The following is a 12546-nucleotide window of genomic DNA, read 5'->3' as shown; positions in this document are numbered from 1 at the left end:
GCCTGCCTGAAGCTAGGTGGTGATCCGGATGAACCATCAAAAAAGCCAGGAGCGTGTGCCCCTGGCGTATTGGAGTCAATCTGCGAAGCAGATGAATTAGTCAGGAGTTTTGCTGGCTTGCAGGCGAGCCCGGGCTTCATTCAGCTGCTGCTGTGCCTTGAGCTTTTCCGGAGAAGCCGGTTGGCCTTCCATGCCAGCCACGACGGTTGAGGCCTTCTGGAAGGCGGCTTCAGCGGTACCGGCATCGATGGCGCTGCCCAGTTCGGCTTTGTTCACCAGAACGGTGACTTCGTCGGCATCGACTTCGGCGAAACCACCCATCAGAGCGATGGAGTTCCAGGCTCCGTTGGCACGAACCCGCAGAACACCGATGTCGATGGCGGTGAGCAGCGAAATGTGGCCGGGCAGGATGCCGAGTTGACCGGTGGTACTTGGCAGGATCACCTCGTCGGCGCTGCCATCAAAGACGTTCTGGTCTGTTGCCAGCACGCGGAGGGTGAGGGACATGAACCTTGGTTCGAAAAGAGAACGGACTGTCGAGAAACACGTGATTGGGGGTGTGATTCACACCCCCGCAAGGATCACTTGGTTTCGGCGGCGATCTTCTCGGCCTTGGCTTTCACTTCCTCGATGTTGCCCACCAGGTAGAAGGCGGCTTCGGGGAGGCTGTCCAGCTCGCCGGCGAGGATCTGGTTGAAACCGGCGATGGTGTCGTCCAGCTTCACGTACTTACCGGGCATGCCGGTAAAGATTTCAGCCACGAAGAAGGGCTGGGAGAGGAATTTCTCCACCTTGCGGGCACGATCCACGGTGCGACGGTCGTCTTCCGACAGTTCGTCGAGACCCAGAATCGCGATGATGTCTTGGAGTTCCTTGTAGCGCTGCAGGGTGGACTGCACGGCGCGAGCGGTGCGGTAGTGCTCATCACCCACAACGGCTGGCTGCAGCATGGTGCTGGTGGAATCCAGAGGGTCCACAGCGGGGTAGATGCCTTTGGAGGCCAGGGCACGGTTCAGCACCGTGGTGGCATCGAGGTGAGCAAAGGTGGTCGCAGGAGCGGGGTCGGTCAGGTCGTCAGCAGGGACGTAAACCGCCTGAATCGAGGTGATGGATCCTTCAACGGTTGAGGCAACACGCTCTTGAAGAGCACCCACGTCGGTGCCGAGAGTGGGCTGGTAGCCCACAGCGGAAGGCATGCGGCCGAGCAGTGCGGACACTTCGGAACCGGCCTGCACGAAGCGGAAGATGTTGTCCACGAACAACAGGACGTCCTGCTTGTTCACATCGCGGAAGTGTTCCGCCATGGTCAGAGCGGAGAGACCCACGCGCATCCGGGCGCCGGGGGGCTCGTTCATCTGGCCGTAGCAAAGGGCCACCTTCGACTTCGAAAGGTCGTCAGCGTTGATCACGCCAGACTCTTTGAATTCCTCGTAGAGGTCGTTGCCTTCGCGGGTGCGCTCGCCCACACCGCCAAAGACAGACACACCGCCATGCTCTTTGGCGATGTTGTTGATCAGCTCCTGAATCAACACGGTTTTGCCCACGCCGGCACCGCCGAACAGGCCCACCTTTCCGCCTTGGCGGTAAGGAGCCAGCAGATCGATCACCTTGATGCCGGTTTCGAAAACCTTGGGCTTTGTTTCCAGTTCGGTGAGGTTGGGCGCCTCGCGGTGAATGGGAGCAGTTGTTGTGGTGTTGACGGGTCCTTGCTCGTCAACGGGCTCACCGAGAACGTTGAAGATTCTGCCCAGGGTGGCTTCGCCGACGGGCACTGAGATCGGTGCACCGGTGTCGACGGCTTCCATGCCGCGGACGAGTCCGTCGGTGCCACTCATGGCGACGGCGCGAACACGGTGGTCACCAAGCAGCTGTTGAACTTCAGCCGTCAGAGCGACGTCATCACCTGCGGGGTTTTTGCCCTCGATGCGCAGGGCGTTGTAGATCTTGGGCAATTTCCCTGCGGGAAATTCCACGTCCAGAACCGGGCCGATCACCTGACGGATCACACCCTTGGTGCCAGCAGATGCAGGAGCAGAAGCGACCATAGGTAAGGAGAGTTGCGGGAACAGGCGCTACGCGCTCGGACCCATTCAGAGCGGCGCAACCATACCACTGTCAGTTCAACGCTCCCATCGGTTGGGTCGGCACAGCCTGCGGTTCGGACACCCGCACAGCTCTAGGACTAGAAAAGGGGCCGCCCGATTGCATACGTTGGCACTCATCGGCATCGAGTGCCAACTCGGTTCGATGCGTGGCGCATTGCGCCCTGTCCCTGCTCCTGCAAGTACCCATGGCTGCTGTTTCTCTCAGCGTCTCAACTGTTAAACCGCTCGGCGACCGCATCTTCATCAAGGTCTCCGAATCCGAAGAGAAGACCGCCGGCGGCATCCTTCTGCCCGATACCGCCAAGGAAAAGCCCCAAGTGGGTGAAGTGGTTCAAGTGGGCCCCGGCAAGCGCAACGACGATGGCAGCCGTCAGGCTCCCGAAGTCGGTGTGGGCGACAAGGTCCTCTACAGCAAGTACGCCGGCACCGACATCAAGCTCGGCAGCGATGAATACGTGCTGCTGTCCGAGAAAGACATCCTGGCTGTCGTCAACTGAGATCAGCTCCGCTGAGTTGCGGCTCAGCCATCCCTATTCATCCTCTTCATTAGGAAACGCCTTCCATGGCAAAGCGCATCATCTACAACGAGAACGCCCGTCGCGCTCTCGAGAAAGGCATCGACATCCTGGCTGAAGCCGTTGCGGTGACCCTGGGTCCCAAGGGCCGCAACGTGGTGCTGGAGAAGAAGTTCGGTGCACCCCAGATCATCAATGACGGTGTCACCATCGCCAAGGAGATCGAGCTTGAAGATCACATCGAGAACACCGGTGTTGCTCTGATCCGCCAGGCCGCCTCCAAAACAAACGACGCTGCCGGTGACGGCACCACCACCGCCACCGTCCTGGCTCACGCCATGGTCAAGGCCGGTTTGCGCAACGTGGCCGCCGGTGCCAATGCGATCACTCTGAAAAAGGGCATCGACAAGGCCTCCGATTTCCTGGTCAGCAAGATCCAGGAAATGGCCAAGCCCATCGCGGACAGCAACGCCATCGCTCAGGTCGGCACCATCTCCGCCGGCAACGACGAAGAAGTCGGCAAGATGATTGCCGATGCCATGGACAAGGTTGGCAAGGAAGGTGTGATTTCCCTCGAAGAGGGCAAGTCCATGGAGACCGAGCTCGAGGTCACCGAGGGCATGCGTTTCGACAAGGGCTACATCTCCCCTTATTTCGCGACTGACACCGAGCGGATGGAAGCCGTCCTCGACGAGCCCTACATCCTGCTCACCGACAAGAAGATCGGCCTGGTTCAGGATCTCGTGCCTGTGCTGGAGCAGATCGCACGCACCGGCAAGCCTCTGCTGATCATTGCTGAGGACATCGAGAAGGAAGCTCTCGCCACCCTGGTGGTGAATCGTCTGCGGGGCGTGTTGAACGTTGCTGCTGTGAAGGCTCCTGGTTTCGGCGATCGCCGCAAGGCCATGTTGGAAGACATGGCTGTTCTGACCAATGGTCAGCTGATCACAGAGGACGCCGGCCTCAAGCTGGAGAACGCCAAGCTGGAGATGTTGGGCACCGCCCGCCGCATCACCATCAACAAAGACACCACCACCATCGTTGCCGAGGGCAACGAGGCGGCTGTCGGCGCCCGCTGCGAACAGATCAAGAAGCAGATGGACGAGACCGACTCCACCTACGACAAGGAGAAGCTGCAGGAGCGCCTGGCCAAACTGGCCGGTGGCGTCGCTGTGGTGAAGGTGGGTGCGGCCACCGAAACTGAGATGAAGGACAAGAAACTCCGTCTCGAGGACGCCATCAACGCCACCAAGGCGGCTGTTGAGGAAGGCATTGTTCCTGGTGGTGGCACCACCCTGGCTCACCTGGCTCCGGCTCTGGAGCAGTGGGCTGCCTCCAGCCTCTCTGGCGAGGAGCTGATTGGCGCCAACATCGTGGCTGCTGCTCTGACCGCTCCGCTGATGCGCATCGCTGAAAACGCAGGTGCCAACGGTGCTGTTGTGGCTGAGAACGTCAAGGCTCGCGCAGGTGCCGAGGGCTTCAACGCAGCTTCCGGCGAGTACGTTGACATGCTGGCTGCCGGCATCGTTGACCCCGCCAAGGTGACCCGCTCCGGTCTGCAGAATGCCGCATCGATTGCTGGCATGGTGTTGACCACTGAGTGCATCGTGGCTGACTTGCCTGAGAAGAAGGAAGCAGCTCCTGCCGGTGGCATGGGCGGCGGTGACTTCGACTATTGACGTCGGTGCGGTTGGTTTAGAAACCACCGAATCACCCATATCCCAGTCATATCAAGAGGTCCTGCGGGACCTCTTTTTTTGACTCAGTCATTGTCTTGTCAGATCTAGAGCCTTCAAGACATTTGATGATTGGGGCGCGGTTTCAGCTGCAGGGCATGAAGAGTAAGGGGTGCAGAAGTGCGCGGGGTAATGTATTGATTCGTCTGGTTCTGTCGGGACAAATGCCGCAGCGTCTCGGTGCCTTTGCCGCTCAGTTCGCCCCGGAGACGCTCCAGCGTTTCAAGGATCTCTGTCGACGGCAAGACAAGGCCTATTCCAAGGTATTGGAGCGTCTGGCGTTGTTGTATGTCGAAACGGATGGAGGAATTCTTTCTACAGCAGGGTCTGCGGCACCACCATCACAAGGCGTACAAAAAAGGCAAGTCCAAGTTGAATCGCTGCAAAATAAATTGTTAGAAGATCTTTTGAAGCGTGTTGAGATCCTCGAAAAGAAAGAAACCAAAATGTTGTATGAGATGGATCGTGTTTACAAGGAACTCGCTTTTTTTAAATCAGGCCTGAAAGCGCCAGGGCAATGATCGTAAGCAATTAAAACTAAGCATTTTAATTGCTGGTTTTGTGCTTAAGACTCCGTACTTTTTAGGTTCAACATATTTTTGATCATTTCGACCACAATCTGCACGTCTATGCTATAGCTAATCAAGCCAGTGCCTGAGTTTTCAAATCTCTTACCTTTAGCAAACAAGTTGCCGACATCTTTGACGAGGGATTTATCGACTAATTTTACGGTAATGTTATCAATACCCTTCGGGAAAACGCAATGCTTCTCATTTGAGTGCAGGATTCCTGGCTTTTTACAAAACCGATGTGGAACCAGCTGGCCCGCACCAGCGTTCGCAGCGAAAAAGTCAACAGACTGACATTGCTGGATTTTTTTTCGATAAGTTTTGCCTACAAGACTTACAACAGAGGCATTTTTAAAGGGCAATAATTTTTGCCGAATGGAATCAATAACCTCAAGATCTTGGCTGACAGGGGTTGCTTTGCTTCCCTGAATGGCACGATATTTAGTGTCTTCATATTGTGTAAACCCATCAATTACAAAAACAAATGAATTGAACCATGGTTTTAGCTGTTGTACGAGAGTTGGAAGAAAGTCTTCTTGCTCTACCCATATTCTTTTCTGTCCGGAAATGCCAAACCAAAGGGTTAGTTTTTTATTTCTCAGCGATATTTTTTTGAGTTTTTTGACAATTTGATTCCATTGATAATGAATTATTCCGCCACGCCGATTTTCAAGGCTGTCTTTGTATACAATCTCCTCCATTTTCTCGGAATATTGATCAAGCTTCATTCCCAATTGATTGGATCCGATGACCAACGGGAACATCGAAAATGTATGATTATCTTCCTCCTTAGAAGAGGTATTTCTGTTTAAGGATTTTGGGCTGAAAAATGAATTATTGCTAATAACAGGTTTTTTGGCTTTTAAATGCACCATCCATTTGAGTTGGTCGTAAAAGTGATGGTATGGCCTGATTTGATCAAGTAAATAGCCAGCGAATACCGCTTTTTCACTTTCGCATTGCTTTGAATTTTTCTTATTTTCTTTTTTGAGAACTCGCTGTAGAGGCTTTAAGATTGTGTCATCGCTAATTGAAGAATTGTGCTTTCCCGAGTATTTTTTCGAAAAAATGGCGTCTACAAAGGAAGTGCATTGGCACAAGATCCAATGGTTTTTATTGCTTGAGTCGCTAAAAAAAATAAAGTTACACATTCCCTGGCGTATGCTTTTGACCGGAAAAGTATCCAAAGATTCTATGAAAGGATGAGGCAAGCATGGTGACCCCTTTTGCCTGTCGATTTTATTGATTAGTTCGAGGATTGGTTCGGCTTGTCTATTCTCAATGGAATGAATAATTTTTATCCACAGTGAGCTACGAACCTCTTGAGCAAGAGAACTTGGTAGTTTTTTAGATGGAATATTGAATTTATATTTAACCGACCTTTTGGCGCGAATATTTTTTTTCATGCCGCTGTGCTTCCTCTGATCCTTGATTATACATGCTTCCTATTCATTTTCTCGATGAAGAGTTTGCTGTTGGGCGGCTTATTTATTCATTAGGGCGATTCAATCTCAATTACTCTAGAGATATCCGACTTAATGGATGCCCAGCTCGAGCTTGATCGACTCGCGGATTAAAGCTTTGAAAGTTCTGTCCTCGCGCGTTCCAATAGTTTTCCTAACTTCAATCCTTGGGGCCGGTTCTCTTTGGCGACTTCCAAAAGTTCAACCTCCGTGGTTTTTGAAACGTTCCCTGACTGACTCAACTCGATGATGGCGTCAACGGTGTCGTTTGAGAGTTTTCGCTTGGACTCATTGGTCAAGGTCTGTAGGAGTGTATCTCCGATAAGGCATATGGATATGGTTTCCTCGTCGCGAATTTTTTGAACTTGTTCGGGCGAACTGACTTGTATTACTTTATGGCTGAGAGTTGAGAGCATTGTCAACTGTTCATTTGGGTCAAGGTATGCATTAATTGTTTGAAGATAAGCATCGTTTTCTTCATAAACTTTCTCGAGCTGTGGCTTAGCAAGCTTGCATTGCTGTGCCTCCAGCTGGGGTTGATTTTTAATTAATGCGTCTGAAATTCTTGTACTAATCCACGGAAATTTTCTGTAGTAAAGAGCATTGATCGTGATCAGGATCTCAAGTTCTTTCCGGCTTAGGCTTCGATTGATAATCGCTCCAGCCATCTGGTCTGCGGGATAGAGTTCTTCAGCACCAATACATTTGAAAATTAATTGTGAGATGTCTCGTTTGTGCCGTGAGTAATTAATGATTGTATTGGAGATATTTGACTGAGTCATTAAATCAATGATTTCAGCAGCCTTTGCATGATGGGATGATATGAAATGTCTTGCTCGAAGGAATTGTTCTAGAGGCATGGAGTCTCCATGTCGCTTAACGCGTTGTTGGTATTCGGAAGAAAGCATCTCTTCAATCTCTCGTACTGCCAGAATGATGTGTATGTCAATATTGTTCTCCCACTTACTTTTGTTTTGAATTAATTCTGGAATCAGCCAAAAAAGTGATTCCGAACTTAAAATAATTTTTGAATTATCTCCATTATTTTTGGTGATTTCTAGCAATTCATCGCTCAAGCTCGCTTCGGAGTTGGGCTCCCAATTTCCAGACGTAATTTCCAGTCGAGATGCTCGATCCCGTAGCGATTGCTGAATGGGATAGCTAATGCCTTGCCCGGCTAAATCGTTTGAAGCGATAGCAAGGGATGACTGAATAGCGGAAGTACCGGTTTTGCCATGGCCTATATGCAGGAAAAGCTTCGTCTTTTTCACCGCACTCCAGTTATCCCAATAACTTTAGCATTGGCTTTGACGTTGTCGTTTGCATTCTGTAGTGAAAATTTTAGGCATTGCGTTGAGCCGCTGTTTTGTTCTAATCTTTATTGAAATATGGGCTTCTGAGGTTTAAATGACGCGAAGGCTGGTCATTCATGTTGGAGCTCAGAAGTGTGCTTCTTCCTCTCTTCAAGCCTCTCTCCGGCTTGTTGCTCAGGCGTCGAAGGGTGGTCTTGGATTTTGCTTCTTAAATCCAGCGCAACTGCGCGATGCAGATCAAGCGCTAAAGATGAATCGCGATACTGCCTTTAAGTATGTCGATCGTGTTATTTCCGCTCAATCGAGTTCCCAGGTTGTTATTAGTCATGAAATGCTGGGCAATCGTCCAGCCCTTGTGTGTTCGATGGCGGAACGGGCTTTAGAAAAGCATTCCTTTGATCATGTTGTTATATCTGGATACTCTAGATTGCAATCTAATTATCATGTATCTGCATTCTCTCAATGGTTTTTTAGAGATCGAAAAAAGCTTCTTGATGATTTGAAGGTTTTATCCAATCGTAATTTGAATTGGCGTCAATTTACCGCGCTTGAGCGTAGCCTCCTTGCTTTGTCTTTTGTTGGTAAAGACCGCAATTGGTATTCCAACTATCAACGTTTTTATGATGGGGTGAGGGAACTCGGTGATTCTGTCAGTGTCGTGAGTTGTCATATCCCAACACGCTCCCATCCTTACTCATTGCTTGAGCATTTTTTATCTTCGACAGGGATGTCCTTAGGGCTTGAAGATTTGGAATCCTTTGACGTGCGAAAGAATCTTTCCTTCCATCCGGTTTTGATTCATGGGATGTCTGAATATCTCAGCTCATTGCGGCCAGTGCAGCAGTCGTTTTTCCCGCTCCCCCATGAAGGGAATCGATGGCTCTTTCGTGTTTGCAAGCGTCTTTCTGGTGGTGAGGATGTAATGGCTGAATTTGATTCATTGTTTTCGCCTCGTCTTCAGCATTCTCTGGTCGGTCATCTCGACTGCAGGGCATCATCGAGTAATAAGCAATATTGTGAATTGATGTCTGTTGATTTTAATTATTTTCAGCCTTCTGATGAGGCTTCGCTTTTGTCGGAAGAAGAGTTGATGACCCTTGCTGTAGATGCCGCTCAGAGTCGAAATTCAGAAGATATAGAGTGTTTCAATCGCAGGATTGAAAATGTATGTATGAAGAGTATGCGTGCAGAAATAGTGAGTTCCTGAATGCTGCTTGGTTTAGGTCAGCCAACCAGCACTCAGGATCACGGCCAAGGAAAGGAACAGTGCAAGACAGGTCCATGTCAGCCGGTTCAACGTTGCTTCCGCGCTGCTGGCGCTGCTGAACATTGAGCTGCCGCTGGCAGCCAGTCCACCCATGCCATCACCTTTAGGGCTGTGCAGCAGCACAAGGACAATGAGAAGAATGCCGGTGCCAATCCAGCTCCAGGACAGAATTGAGGTCAGCATCAGACGGAAAGAGGCAAGCGAGCGGTTTTTGGGGATGGGTCCATGTTGGACATTGGCGCAATCAGGCTGAGGCCGGTCATGGCCTCCGGTTGCGGCAGGTCGAGGATCTGAAGCAAGGTTGGTGCAATATCGGCCAGGCCTCCGTTATCGCGGAGTGTGATCCCATTGCCATGGCCAGGCAGCTTGCGCCGTTCTCCCTCGATCAGGATCACGGGCACAGGATTGGTGGTGTGGGCTGTCCACGCCTGTCCATCCGGTCCCTCCATCAACTCTGCATTGCCGTGATCGGCCGTGATCAGCATGGTTCCGCCTTGACGCCCCACAGCATCCAACAAGCGGCCTATGCATCCATCAACCGTTTGAATGGCCTCCTTCGCGGCATCCATCACACCGGTATGCCCAACCATGTCGGGGTTGGCGTAGTTGATCACAATCAGCGAATATTCAGCCTTTTTGATGGCAGCAACGCAGCTGTCGGTGAGTTGCTCGGCAGACATCGCCGGTGAAAGGTCATAGGTGGCGACTCTTGGAGAGGGCACCAGGTGGCGATCTTCTCCATCCAAGGGTTGTTCGATCCCGCCGTTCATGAAGTAGGTGACGTGGGGATATTTCTCGGTTTCGGCTGTGCGGTACTGCTTAAGCCCCGCATCAGCCACCACTTGGCCCAGCAGCTGGTCGAGCGGCTCCGGTGGGAAGACGACGTGGACGGGCAGATCCTGTTCGACCTGGGTGAAGGTCACCACGTCCAATGAGGGAACGCGGCTGCGCTCGAACGATTCAAAGTCTGCAAGGCAGAGCGCCTGCACGATCTGACGAGCGCGATCGGGGCGGAAGTTGAAGACCAGAACACTGTCGCCGTCCTTGATGACGCTGTTCTGCAGGCGCACTGGTTCGAGGAATTCATCGGTGATTCCCTCGGCATAACTGGCAGCCAGCACCTGATCAGGTTTACGGCTGTCAACGGCGATCTCCGGATCGGTGTAGAGGTTGTAGGCCTTTTCGGTGCGGTCCCAGCGCTGGTCGCGGTCCATGGCCCAGTAACGGCCACAGAGGCTGGCGAGCTGGCCCACGCCGCATCTGCTTAGAGCTTCTTCAACCTGGCTGATGTAGTTCGGTGCGCTCTGGGTTGGTGTGTCGCGACCATCAGTGATGGCATGGACGGCGACATCGGAGAGGCCGCTATCGGCAGCCCACTGGATCAGTCCACAGAGGTGGTTCACATGGCTGTGGACACCGCCATCGGAGCAGAGGCCCAGCAGGTGCAGGGTCCCTCTCCGCTGTTGGATCCGTTCCACCAGCGCCTTGAGCACCGGTCTCGTACCCAGTTGATTGCTGCGCACGGTGTCGCTGATCCGCACCAACTCTTGGCGGATGATGCGACCCGCACCGATGGTTAGGTGGCCTACCTCTGAATTGCCCATCTGCTGATCGGGCAGGCCAACGTGGGATCCGCTGGCTTCAATCAGCGTGTGCGGATACGCATGCCACAGGGCATCCATCACCGGTGTGCCGCTTTGTTGGATCGCGTTGTGCTCGCTTGCGTCCCGGTGGCCCCAGCCATCAAGAATGGCGAGGACAACAGGTGCCACTGTTCCGGAGCGACCTGAACCGTTGGTAGTGCTGTTCCCCACGTTCACCCGCGACCGACGGTTCTTAAGGACTTTTGCAGAATCAACCTAACGCTCCGTCAGCCCTCAGGCTGCAGTTTCACCCGATCCCCACACCGCTGCACTGCTTTATCACCCATGGCTGACCCTGACAGGATTGAAATTCTCTCGGAGCGCGAGCTTGGTTTCACCCTGACGCGCTTGGCGTCTCAGGTGCTGGAGAGTGCCGAAGACAGCCGCAGGCTCATGTTGCTGGGCATCCCAACACGAGGTGTTCAGCTGTCCATGGTCCTGGCGGGTGAGTTGGAAAGGCTGACGGGTCACGCTATCTCCCAGGGTTCAATCGATCCCACATTCCATCGCGACGATCTGGAGCGCATCGGGACCCGTTTGCCCCAGCTGACATCGCTGCCCAACAGCATTGAGGATCGTCTGGTGATCCTTGTGGACGACGTGATCTTCACTGGTCGGACAGTGCGTGCTGCGCTGGAAGCACTGCAGAGTTGGGGACGACCGCAACGGGTGATGCTGCTCGCCATGGTTGATCGAGGCCATCGCGAACTGCCTATTCAGCCTGATTTCTGTGGGCGCGTCGTTCCAACTCGACGCAGCGAAAGCATCGAACTTCGTTTGCAGGATGTGGATGGCGAGGAGGGAGTGTTCCTCAGCCGCGTCAGCCCGCTGACTTGAGTTCGTCGGCCCGGAAGTGGGCTTTGTAGCGGCCGAAGGCAACGATCACAGGCAGCGTCGGGCTGATCACCCGTCCCTTCCAGTCGTTGAGGACGTTCACCACATCACCGCTCTGCCCTTTCATGTCAAAGGCCTGCCCCCGGTGTTCGGGATGGTTGAACACCACGACGGATGCCTCAACCGTCACCCTGTCGCCCGCCTGCATCGCACCTGAATCATCCACTGAACCATTTTGTCACGGGCTCGGAGATGCGCGTCGACAGAAACTTTCTGGCCCGTCTTCTTCGACGCGTCCGCCGAGATGGTTGCATCCTGAGGAAAAGGCCGTCCAAGGGTCCAGGCCTTGGCGCAATTGATCCTGGACGGCAGAATCCAGCGCCTCACCACTGATTACATCGGCATGCACCGCTGGATGCTGTTGGTGCGCCTGGGCATCGTCGAGAGCCTGAATCGCACTCTCCACCCGTTCTCGGGTGGCACGGGCCTGATGCTGCCACCAGGGATGGTCGAGTTTGTTGATGCTGTCCAGGGCCTCCCACCAGCGTTCCTGCTCCACCAGTTGCACCAGCCGACGCTGTTCCAGTTGATTCCGGTTCCAGATCTCCATCAGCGTTGCACTGAGTTGGCTGATCGAACTGCGGGAGTGGCCTTTCAGCGGTTCCAGCAGGTCGAGCGCTTTCTGAAGTTCCCCCTGACGAAACAGGGCGACAGCCTGATCCTTCAGGGCCTGTCGCCAGCGTTCAAGGGTCTCGCGATCGCCGTCAAGGTCGCCGTGGCCCGATGCGACCAGTTGTTGCTGCAGTGCTAAGGCGGCGATGGGGTCACCTTGTTCCCAAAGCTGTTCGGCATGCTTCCGGCGGCAGAGTGCCTGTTCTTTGGGTGCCCCATCGCCCAACCAGCGCAGGGCTGCCAGTTGCTCACTGGTGCGAATGCAGGCCTCGAAGTTGTTGGCGTTGAGCGCACTCTGGAGCCGTTCAGGCAGTTGTTTTTCCCACCAGTAGGCGCCTGCTGCGATCGACAGAACCAGCCCCAGGGTTCCGAGACCCCAGAGCCGCAGCAGCAGATGGCGCGGTGCCGCCAAGAACGAATGAACAAAAG

The 12546-nt window shown here is 53.5% G+C and carries 13 protein-coding genes; 5 read left to right on the top strand and 8 right to left on the bottom strand.

Translation table 11 applies throughout. From position 1 onward, the window contains the following. Positions 1–96 precede the first annotated feature (96 nt). Together atpC and atpD are read right to left on the bottom strand one after the other, a co-directional pair. Positions 97–507: an ATP synthase F1 subunit epsilon gene (gene atpC, locus DXY29_RS01785; protein WP_115022395.1), complete on the bottom strand. Its 411-nt coding sequence runs from the start codon at positions 505–507 to the stop codon at positions 97–99. A 74-nt stretch (positions 508–581) separates the two neighbouring features. Continuing rightward, positions 582–2045, bottom strand: a complete 1464-nt coding sequence (atpD, locus tag DXY29_RS01780) for a F0F1 ATP synthase subunit beta (protein WP_115022393.1) — start codon at positions 2043–2045, stop codon at positions 582–584. A gap of 245 nt (positions 2046–2290) precedes the next feature. On the opposite strand from atpD, the gene groES reads away from it, so the two are divergent. The 3 genes from groES (at position 2291) to DXY29_RS01765 (ending at position 4877) form a co-directional block, all read left to right on the top strand. Further along, positions 2291–2602: a co-chaperone GroES gene (gene groES, locus DXY29_RS01775; RefSeq protein WP_115022391.1), complete on the top strand. Its 312-nt coding sequence runs from the start codon at positions 2291–2293 to the stop codon at positions 2600–2602. Between the two features lie 65 nt (positions 2603–2667). Continuing rightward, positions 2668–4299: a chaperonin GroEL gene (gene groL, locus DXY29_RS01770; protein ID WP_115022388.1), complete on the top strand. Its 1632-nt coding sequence runs from the start codon at positions 2668–2670 to the stop codon at positions 4297–4299. A gap of 221 nt (positions 4300–4520) precedes the next feature. Continuing rightward, the gene (locus tag DXY29_RS01765) at positions 4521–4877 is read left to right on the top strand and encodes a hypothetical protein (RefSeq protein WP_115022627.1); all 357 of its coding nucleotides are present in this window, start codon (positions 4521–4523) and stop codon (positions 4875–4877) included. Between the two features lie 44 nt (positions 4878–4921). Here DXY29_RS01765 and DXY29_RS01760 read toward each other — a convergent pair whose 3' ends face one another. Beyond that, entirely contained in the window at positions 4922–6331 is a 1410-nt protein-coding gene (locus DXY29_RS01760) for a hypothetical protein (RefSeq protein WP_115022386.1), read from the bottom strand. 167 nt (positions 6332–6498) lie between these two features. Further along, positions 6499–7659: a hypothetical protein gene (locus tag DXY29_RS01755; RefSeq protein WP_115022385.1), complete on the bottom strand. Its 1161-nt coding sequence runs from the start codon at positions 7657–7659 to the stop codon at positions 6499–6501. 136 nt (positions 7660–7795) lie between these two features. Between DXY29_RS01755 and DXY29_RS12925 the strand changes: the two genes are divergently transcribed. Then, positions 7796–8908: a hypothetical protein gene (locus DXY29_RS12925; protein ID WP_136987700.1), complete on the top strand. Its 1113-nt coding sequence runs from the start codon at positions 7796–7798 to the stop codon at positions 8906–8908. 12 nt (positions 8909–8920) lie between these two features. On the opposite strand, the gene secG is transcribed toward DXY29_RS12925, so the two are convergent. After that, on the bottom strand, positions 8921–9151 hold the full coding sequence (gene secG / locus DXY29_RS01750) for a preprotein translocase subunit SecG (RefSeq protein ID WP_115022383.1): 231 nt from the start codon (positions 9149–9151) through the stop codon (positions 8921–8923). Beyond that, positions 9151–10788 (bottom strand): 2,3-bisphosphoglycerate-independent phosphoglycerate mutase, encoded by a 1638-nt coding sequence (gpmI, locus tag DXY29_RS01745; protein ID WP_115022381.1) that lies wholly within the window; start codon positions 10786–10788, stop codon positions 9151–9153. Before gpmI ends, secG begins: the two co-directional genes overlap by 1 nt. Before the next feature lie 108 nt (positions 10789–10896). Between gpmI and pyrR the strand changes: the two genes are divergently transcribed. Beyond that, positions 10897–11448, top strand: coding sequence for a bifunctional pyr operon transcriptional regulator/uracil phosphoribosyltransferase PyrR (gene pyrR / locus DXY29_RS01740; protein ID WP_115022380.1), 552 nt, complete (start codon positions 10897–10899; stop codon positions 11446–11448). Here pyrR and DXY29_RS01735 read toward each other — a convergent pair. Together DXY29_RS01735 and DXY29_RS01730 are read right to left on the bottom strand one after the other, a co-directional pair. Beyond that, complete coding sequence (locus tag DXY29_RS01735) at positions 11432–11653, bottom strand: ferredoxin-thioredoxin reductase variable chain (RefSeq protein ID WP_115022378.1); 222 nt, start codon at positions 11651–11653, stop codon at positions 11432–11434. The genes pyrR and DXY29_RS01735 overlap by 17 nt on opposite strands. A gap of 30 nt (positions 11654–11683) precedes the next feature. Continuing rightward, positions 11684–12529 (bottom strand): hypothetical protein, encoded by an 846-nt coding sequence (locus tag DXY29_RS01730; RefSeq protein ID WP_115022377.1) that lies wholly within the window; start codon positions 12527–12529, stop codon positions 11684–11686. Between the last annotated feature and the right edge of the window lie 17 nt (positions 12530–12546).

The sequence above is a fragment of the Synechococcus sp. UW69 genome, assembly GCF_900474185.1.
Lineage (GTDB): Bacteria > Cyanobacteriota > Cyanobacteriia > PCC-6307 > Cyanobiaceae > Parasynechococcus.
Note: the sequence above shows the minus strand (reverse complement) of the source record. Positions and strands in the feature narration are given on the sequence as shown.